This is a genomic window from Delftia sp. ZNC0008 (genome assembly GCF_000799035.1).
GTDB classification, from domain to species: domain Bacteria; phylum Pseudomonadota; class Gammaproteobacteria; order Burkholderiales; family Burkholderiaceae_C; genus Comamonas; species Comamonas tsuruhatensis.
In genome coordinates this window covers 1-794 of the sequence record NZ_JTKZ01000397.1, presented here as the reverse complement: position 1 = coordinate 794, position 794 = coordinate 1, and the positions used below count along the sequence as shown (strand labels likewise).

General features: G+C 73.2%; 1 protein-coding gene and 1 pseudogene. Both read right to left on the bottom strand.

Annotated features, from left to right (window positions below; all coding sequences use genetic code 11):
* Nucleotides 1-473 (bottom strand): phosphonate ABC transporter permease (locus tag L995_RS13455; protein WP_047472234.1); only part of this gene is annotated, 473 nt, incomplete at its 3' end.
* Nucleotides 464-794, bottom strand: a pseudogene (locus L995_RS13450) (phosphonate ABC transporter); the annotation flags it as partial. The pseudogene L995_RS13450 and the gene L995_RS13455, both read right to left, overlap by 10 nt.

Below are 794 nucleotides of genomic sequence, written 5' to 3'. Positions count from 1 at the left end.
GCCAGCATGCCGCCATAGGTCAGGCCCAGGGCCAGCACGCCAGCGGCCGGCCCCAGGCCGAAGACGCGCACGAAGACCAGGGCCCAGACCAGCTCGGGCACGCCGCGCAGGATGGTGAGCAGGCCGCGCGTGACGGGGTTGAGCGCCCGCCGCTCGCGCGCGGCGCCCGTGACCAGGTAGGCCAGCGGCACGGCCAGCACAAAGGCCAGGGCCATGCCGGCCGTGGCAATGGCCAGGGTCTCCAGCGTGGCGCGGCCCAGGTAGCCGAGGAAGTCGCGCCCGGTTTCGGGCGGCAGGAAGGTGGCCAGAAAGCGGCCGATGACCTGCAGGTTGCCGGGATCGAACAGCGCGCCCAGGCTGAAGCCCGCGCCCTGGAACAGCGGCCATAGAACGACAGCGGCCAGCACCAGGGCGCCGAGGCGGCGGGGCGCGGCGGGATCACGCAGCGCGTGCAGATCGGAACTCAACGGCATGCGGATGCGGACAGCGGTGCGGCAAAGGCGGCGGGCGCGGGTGTCCACGCGGGGCGGGAGGGATCATCGCCAGGATGCTCGGACCCATACAGCGCACGCAGGTGTTCCTGCGTGACTTCTGCCGCCGGCAGGTCGAAGGCGATGGCACCATCGCGGATGCCCACGATGCGCGCAAAGCAGGCCAGCGCCAGGTCCACGGCATGCAGGCTGGCCACCAGGGTGGCGCCGCGCGCGGCGGCTTCGTGCACCAGCAGTTGCACGGTGGACAGGGCCAGGGCCGGGTCCAGCGCGGCCACGGGCTCGTCGGCCAGGATCACGCGG